At 67.6% G+C, this 6000-nt stretch carries 8 protein-coding genes; 4 read left to right on the forward strand and 4 right to left on the reverse strand.

Going from position 1 to position 6000, the window contains the following annotated elements; translation table 11 throughout:
* Nucleotides 1-68: 68 nt before the first annotated feature.
* On the forward strand, nucleotides 69-281 hold the full coding sequence (locus F3J14_RS22385; RefSeq protein ID WP_166724876.1) for a DUF1059 domain-containing protein: 213 nt from the start codon (nucleotides 69-71) through the stop codon (nucleotides 279-281).
* 102 nt (nucleotides 282-383) lie between these two features.
* Here F3J14_RS22385 and ltaE read toward each other — a convergent pair whose 3' ends face one another.
* Complete coding sequence (gene ltaE / locus F3J14_RS22390; RefSeq protein WP_166724877.1) at nucleotides 384-1397, reverse strand: low-specificity L-threonine aldolase; 1014 nt, start codon at nucleotides 1395-1397, stop codon at nucleotides 384-386.
* Nucleotides 1398-1782: 385 nt separating this feature from the next.
* Here ltaE and F3J14_RS22395 point away from each other — a divergent pair, with 385 nt between their 5' ends.
* Genes F3J14_RS22395 through F3J14_RS22405 form a run of 3 tightly spaced genes read left to right on the forward strand, consistent with a single transcriptional unit; the run spans nucleotide 1783 to nucleotide 4392 of the window.
* Nucleotides 1783-3204 (forward strand): cytochrome ubiquinol oxidase subunit I, encoded by a 1422-nt coding sequence (locus F3J14_RS22395; RefSeq protein WP_166724878.1) that lies wholly within the window; start codon nucleotides 1783-1785, stop codon nucleotides 3202-3204.
* A gap of 29 nt (nucleotides 3205-3233) precedes the next feature.
* A complete protein-coding gene (gene cydB / locus F3J14_RS22400; RefSeq protein ID WP_006750654.1) occupies nucleotides 3234-4241 on the forward strand; it encodes a cytochrome d ubiquinol oxidase subunit II in 1008 nt (335 codons plus the stop codon).
* On the forward strand, nucleotides 4213-4392 hold the full coding sequence (locus F3J14_RS22405; RefSeq protein ID WP_011659766.1) for a hypothetical protein: 180 nt from the start codon (nucleotides 4213-4215) through the stop codon (nucleotides 4390-4392). The genes cydB and F3J14_RS22405 overlap by 29 nt, the downstream gene beginning before the upstream one ends.
* Nucleotides 4393-4524: 132 nt before the next feature.
* Here F3J14_RS22405 and F3J14_RS22410 read toward each other — a convergent pair whose 3' ends face one another.
* The 3 genes from F3J14_RS22410 to F3J14_RS22420 all read right to left on the reverse strand — a co-directional run.
* Nucleotides 4525-4719 (reverse strand): YqaE/Pmp3 family membrane protein, encoded by a 195-nt coding sequence (locus tag F3J14_RS22410; protein ID WP_166724879.1) that lies wholly within the window; start codon nucleotides 4717-4719, stop codon nucleotides 4525-4527.
* 129 nt (nucleotides 4720-4848) lie between these two features.
* Nucleotides 4849-5397 (reverse strand): TIGR00725 family protein, encoded by a 549-nt coding sequence (locus tag F3J14_RS22415; protein ID WP_166724880.1) that lies wholly within the window; start codon nucleotides 5395-5397, stop codon nucleotides 4849-4851.
* Nucleotides 5375-6000, reverse strand: a 626-nt coding sequence (locus tag F3J14_RS22420; RefSeq protein ID WP_166724881.1) for an ABC transporter permease subunit, incomplete at its 5' end; no start/stop codon positions are given. The genes F3J14_RS22415 and F3J14_RS22420, both read right to left, overlap by 23 nt.

The following is a 6000-nucleotide window of genomic DNA, read 5'->3' on the forward strand; positions in this document are numbered from 1 at the left end:
GCCTCGCGAACGCGCCGCGCGGCCGATCAGGCCAATCCGGCCGCTCGCTTTCCCGTGAGGTGAACATCATGTCCCGCCGCTATATCGATTGCCGCGACTTTCCCAGCGCGATGAACTGCTCAGTCGCGATTTCCGCCGACTCCGACAACGAACTGCTCGAGGCCGCCGTCCAACATGCGGTCTCGGTGCACCAGCACACCGACAGCCCCGAACTGCGCACGCAGTTGAAAGCGCTATTCCGCGATGGCACGCCGCCCGTCGATGCGCCCCGGCACGCGTAATCCGCCGGCACGACACATTCGACAGACAGCTAGCAACGTCACGCTTCCCCCTGCTTCGCGCCACATCGCGCCGGCGCTCCCCGCCGGCCGGCGCATTCCGCTTTACGCGCGACGCTGCGCGAAATACGCGCCGACCGCGTCGATGAAGGTGTCGATGTCCGCGCGCGACACGTCGCAGTGCGTGACGAAGCGCGATGCGTACAGCATCTGCGTGAGGATCCCGCGCGCCTTGAGCCACGCCTCGAGCGGCGCGCAATCGGCTTCGGGAAATTGCGCGAACACCATGTTCGTCGCGTGCGACAGCACCTTCACCGGCTCGATGCGCGCGAGACCGGCCGCGAGATGCGCGGCGTTCGCGTGGTCGTCGGCCAGCCGTTCGACGTTGTGCTCGAGCGCATACAGGCAGGCCGCCGCGAGGATGCCCGACTGCCGCATCCCGCCGCCCAGCACCTTGCGCCAGCGCTGCGCGCGCTCGATCAGCGCGCGATTGCCGACCAGCACCGAACCGACCGGCGCGCCGAGCCCTTTCGAGAAGCAGATCGACACGGTATCGAACGGTGCGCACAGTTCCGCGATCGGACGACCCGATGCGACGGCGGCATTGCACACGCGCGCACCGTCGAGGTGCGCGGCCAGCCCGCGGCTGCGCGCGAACGCGACGGCTTCCTGGACATAGCCTTCCGGCAACACGAGGCCGCCGATCGTGTTTTCGAGCGCGAGCAGGCGCGTGCGGGCGAAGTGATTGTCGAGCGGCTTGATCGCCGCGGCGATCTTCGCGAGCGGCAGCGTGCCGTCCGGTGCGTTCTCGATCGGCTGCGGCTGGATGCTGCCGAGCACGGCCGCGCCGCCGCCTTCGTACTTGTAGGTGTGTGCGAGCTGGCCGACGATGTATTCGTCGCCGCGTTCGCAATGGGCCATCAGCGCGGCAAGGTTGCTCTGCGTGCCGCTCGGGAAGAACAGGCCGGCTTCCTTGCCGGCCCGCTCGGCCGTGACCGCCTGCAGGCGCAGCACGGTCGGGTCGTCGCCCCATACGTCGTCGCCCACTTCGGCGGCAGTCATTGCGGCCAGCATCGCCTGGCTCGGACGTGTCACGGTATCGCTGCGTAAATCGATCATCATCATGCCCTGAGTGAACGCGGACCGGATCCGATGCGCCCGGCCCTGCCGAAACGAGACTCAGAGTGTACGCAATTCACCCAGCGGCTGCCGACGGCAAGCGCACCGCGATCCCGCATGCACGCGGTCGTTCCGATGATGCGACGCGCCATATTGACGCACGTGCGGCAGACCGCCACACCGCGGCCGCTCGCGGTGCGAACGACGTTCTTGATACGAATCAACGATTTATCCCGAAAACGCGCGCGGCGGGCTGGACATCTGCGACGAGTTGGCACATTTCGCGGCGCAACATCGCGATCCATACTCCAGCCAACCCCGACGCCGGTTCGGCCGGGGTCCGCCGGCACCCGCCGGCGGGTATCGTCAGCCTCGGTCAACTGGTATGGACTCCGCTCTTTCGGCCCTCGATCTGGCCCGCCTGCAATTCGCGTTCACCGTCTCCTTTCACATCGTCTTTCCGGCGCTGAGCATCGGCCTCGCCAGCTTCATCGCCGTGCTCGAATATCGCTGGCTCAAGACCGGCAAGCAGTACTACAAGACACTCTGCCTGTTCTGGTCGAAGATCTTCGCGGTCGCGTTCGGGATGGGCGTCGTCTCCGGCGTCGTCATGAGCTATCAGTTCGGCACCAACTGGTCGGGCTTCTCCAGCTTCGCCGGCGCCGTCACCGGCCCGCTGCTGATGTACGAGGTGATGACCGCGTTCTTCCTCGAAGCCGGCTTCCTCGGCATCATGCTGTTCGGCTGGAATCGCGTGAGCCCGCGCGCGCACTTCGGCGCGACGCTGATGGTCGCGATCGGCACGCTGATCTCGACGTTCTGGATCCTCGCGTCGAACAGCTGGATGCAGACGCCGCAGGGCTTCGAGATCGTCGACGGCCGCGTCGTGCCGACCGACTGGTTCGCGATCATCTTCAACCCGTCGTTCCCGTACCGCCTGTTCCACATGGCGATCGCCGCGTTCATCGTCGCCGCGCTGGTCGTCGCCGCGACGGGCGCGTGGCACCTGCTGAAGGGCCGCCGCGACAAGGGCGTGAAGAAGATGTTCTCGATGGCGCTGTGGCTGCTGCTGGTGCTCGCGCCGCTGCAGGCCGTGATCGGCGACCAGCACGGCATCAACACGCTGAAGCACCAGCCCGCGAAGATCGCCGCGATCGAAGGGCTGTGGGATACCGAAAAGGGCGGCACCGCGCTCAACCTGTTCGGCATTCCGGACATGAAGGCCGAAACGACCCGCTACGCGGTGAAGGTGCCGCACCTCGGCAGCCTGATCCTCACGCACAGCTGGGACGGCGAGATCCGCGGGTTGAAGGACTTCCCGCCTGAAGACCGCCCGAATTCGACGGTCGTGTTCTGGAGCTTCCGGATCATGGTCGGCCTCGGCTTCGCGATGATCGGCCTCGCCGCGCTCGCGTGGCTGCTGCGCCGCCGCGGCAACCTGTATGAATCGAAGTGGTTCCAGCGCTTCGCGCTCGTGATGGGCCCGACCGGTTTCGTGTCGCTGCTCGCGGGCTGGGTGACGACCGAAGCCGGCCGCCAGCCGTGGGTCGTGTATGGCGTGATGCGCACCGCGAAGGCCGTGTCGCCGCTGTCGGTGCAGCAGGTCAGCCTGTCGATGATGACGTTCGTGATCGTGTACTTCCTCGTGTTCGGCACCGGCGTGTACTACATGCTGAAGCTGATGAAGGCCGGCCCCGCGCTGCCCGACGCCCCGCACGACGCGGATCACGACAGGCCCGACACGCGCCTCGATCACACCGCGCGCCGCCCGATGTCGGCTGTCGACGAGCTGATCGAGACCGTCTGAGCCCACCCCTTTCGCAAACGAGAAAACCTATGGACGTCACCGTAATCTGGGCCGCGATCATCGCGTTGGGGCTCTTCATGTACGTCGTGCTCGACGGCTTCGACCTCGGCATCGGCATCGTCTTCCCGTTTTTCCCGGACGAGAAGGAACGCGACCTGATGATGAACACCGTCGCGCCCGTGTGGGACGGCAACGAGACGTGGCTCGTGCTCGGCGGCGCCGGGCTGTTCGCGGTATTTCCGATCGTCTATTCGACGGTGCTGTCGGCGCTGTACCTGCCGCTGATCTTCATGCTGGTGTGCCTGATCTTCCGCGGCGTGTCGTTCGAGATCCGCGCGAAGGCGCGGCGCACGAAGCAGCTGTGGGATCTCGCGTTCATCGGCGGCTCGGCCGGCGCGACGCTGTTCCAGGGGATCGCGCTCGGCGCGTTCCTGCAGGGCATCAACGTGAAGGACGGCGTGTTCGCGGGCGACGCATTCGACTGGCTCACGCCGTTCAGCCTGCTGACGGGCCTCGGCCTGATCGTGACGTACGCGCTGCTCGGCTGCTGCTGGCTCGTCGCGAAAACGGAGGGCGATCTGCAACGGCGCCTGCATCGCGTCGTGTGGCCGCTGACCGTCGTGCTGCTCGGCTTCATCGCCGTTGTCAGCCTGTGGACGCCGCTGCAGGATCCGGCCATCGCGCAGCGCTGGTTCGATTCGGGGCTGTTCTGGCGCCTGCTGCCGGTGCCGTTCCTGGTCGCCGGGTGCGCGGTGTGGATGCGTCGCGCGGTGCGCGCGCGGCACGACATGACGCCGTTCATGCTCGCGCTGGCGCTCGTGCTGCTCGGCTATGTCGGCCTGCTCGTCACGATGTTCCCGTATGCGATTCCTCAGACGATGACGATCTGGGAAGCGGCGGCGCCGCGTTCGAGCCAGACCTTCACGCTGGTCGGCGCAGCGGTTATCCTCCCGATCATCATCGCCTACACGACGATGGGTTACTGGGTATTCCGAGGCAAGGTGCGCCATGAAGACCAGCATTACTACCACCACTGATTCCGCCGCTCGCCAGCCCGACGCGCCGCGTCCACGGATGCGCGGCTGGATGTGGTTCGTCGTTCTGTGGGCGGGCGGCGTGATCGGCGCCGTCACGCTCGGCTATGCGTTCAAGATCTTCATGAACCTGACGCTGTTTGCGGTGAAGTAGGCCGGCCGGCCGCTTCGATCGAACGATGATCGAGGCGGCCGTTTTCATTTCGTCGGCCGATTTGCCGATTTGCCGACCCGTCCGATTTCGCCGCGTCCGCCCGGCATGCGGCGCCGCGGCCCTCCCCCCGGCCTACCGCCGCGCGCCCAACGCCGCTTCGATCTTGCGGTCGGTCTTGTACTGGCTCAACGCATACACCGACCAGATCGCGGCGGGCAGCCAGCCGATGATCGTGATCTGCAGGAGGAGACAGATGATCCCGGCGATCGGGCGGCCGATCGTGAAGAACTGGAACCACGGCAACAGCAGGGCAAGCAAAAGGCGCATCGGGAATCCTCCGGGGGCGTCGTTGAAAGTTCACGCGCAGACAATATGACGGGCCGCGCGCCCCATTTCAAGTCCGAACCGGCACTCGCGTGCCGACGCAGCCGGCGATCGGCGCGCGCGCCATGCGACCTACGCCGCGTCGGCCAGCCACCCCGCAACCCGCGCGACGAGCCGGTCCGTTTCATCGAAGCACTCGACGCCCGCCACCGGCGGCGCGCCGCACATCGTGAACACCGGTTTGCCCCACTGCAGCCCGAGCGCGATTTCGGACAGCGTGCCGAGCCCGCCGCCCACCGCGACCAGGCACAGCGACGCACGCGCGATCAGCGCGTTGCGCGTGATGCCGAGCCCGGTCGGCAGCGCGACCGTCAGATACGCGTTCGCTTCGCGCGCATCGTCCTCGGGCAACAGCCCGATCGCGCATCCGCCGGCCGCGTGCGCGCCGCGCGCGGCCGCCTCCATCACGCCCTGCTTGCCGCCGCCGACGATGGCGATACCCGCCGCCGCCAGTGCATGCGCGATCCGCTCGGCAGCCCGCATCTGTTCATCCGTCGCGTCGCGCGGGCCGATCACGCCGACCGGCATCCGGTGCCGGCGCGCGCCGCGTTGCCGTTGCGCGAGTTGCGCGAGCGCGTCGCGCGCCGCTTCCGACCACTCAATGACGTCGTTGCCGAACAAGGCCTTCCCCCAATGCAAGAACGCAGGTGCAGATCGCCGTCAGCAAGATCGACAGCACGGCCGCCTGCGAGAAATCAGTTTGCCCGTCCGACAGCTTCAGATACATCAGCAGCGGCAGGATGTTGATCTGCGTGCCGGCCAGCGCGAGCGCGGTGCCGTACGTCCCAAGCGCGATCGCGGTCACGAGGCACCACGCGGACGCGACCGACGGCCACAGTTCGCGCCATGCGACGTCGAGCCACGCGCGCCAGGGCCGCGCGCCGAGCGTCAGCGCCGCCTCGAGCGGCCGCCGGTCGAGGTTCGCGAGCGCCGGGTAGATCATCAGCGCGACCCGCGGGATCAGGTAATACGCATACGCGACCGCCAGCCCCGGCATCGTGTAGATCGCGCCGCCGAGCACGTTCGGGTCGGCGCCCAGCGACGCCGCCAGCGTGGTGACGAAGCCGGCGCGGCCGAACGCGAGGATGAAGCCGTACGCGATCACCAGCCCGGAGAACGCGAGCGGCACGCCGAGCAGCGCCAGCGTCCAGTGGCGGCGGGCGGGCGACTGCCCGGCCAGCGCGAACGCGACGGGCACGCCCACACCGACCGACAGCGTGCCGG

Source organism: Burkholderia sp. Tr-862, assembly GCF_011753085.1.
Lineage (GTDB): Bacteria > Pseudomonadota > Gammaproteobacteria > Burkholderiales > Burkholderiaceae > Burkholderia > Burkholderia ambifaria.

Coding starts and splice junctions, on each gene's coding strand:
- cydB (WP_006750654.1), top strand. CDS start 3,234: ATGGACGTCACCGTAATCTGGGCCGCGATCATCGCGTTGGGGCTCTTC.
- F3J14_RS22405 (WP_011659766.1), top strand. CDS start 4,213: ATGAAGACCAGCATTACTACCACCACTGATTCCGCCGCTCGCCAGCCC.
- F3J14_RS22385 (WP_166724876.1), top strand. CDS start 69: ATGTCCCGCCGCTATATCGATTGCCGCGACTTTCCCAGCGCGATGAAC.
- F3J14_RS22395 (WP_166724878.1), top strand. CDS start 1,783: ATGGACTCCGCTCTTTCGGCCCTCGATCTGGCCCGCCTGCAATTCGCG.
- F3J14_RS22410 (WP_166724879.1), bottom strand. CDS start 4,719: ATGCGCCTTTTGCTTGCCCTGCTGTTGCCGTGGTTCCAGTTCTTCACG.
- ltaE (WP_166724877.1), bottom strand. CDS start 1,397: ATGATCGATTTACGCAGCGATACCGTGACACGTCCGAGCCAGGCGATG.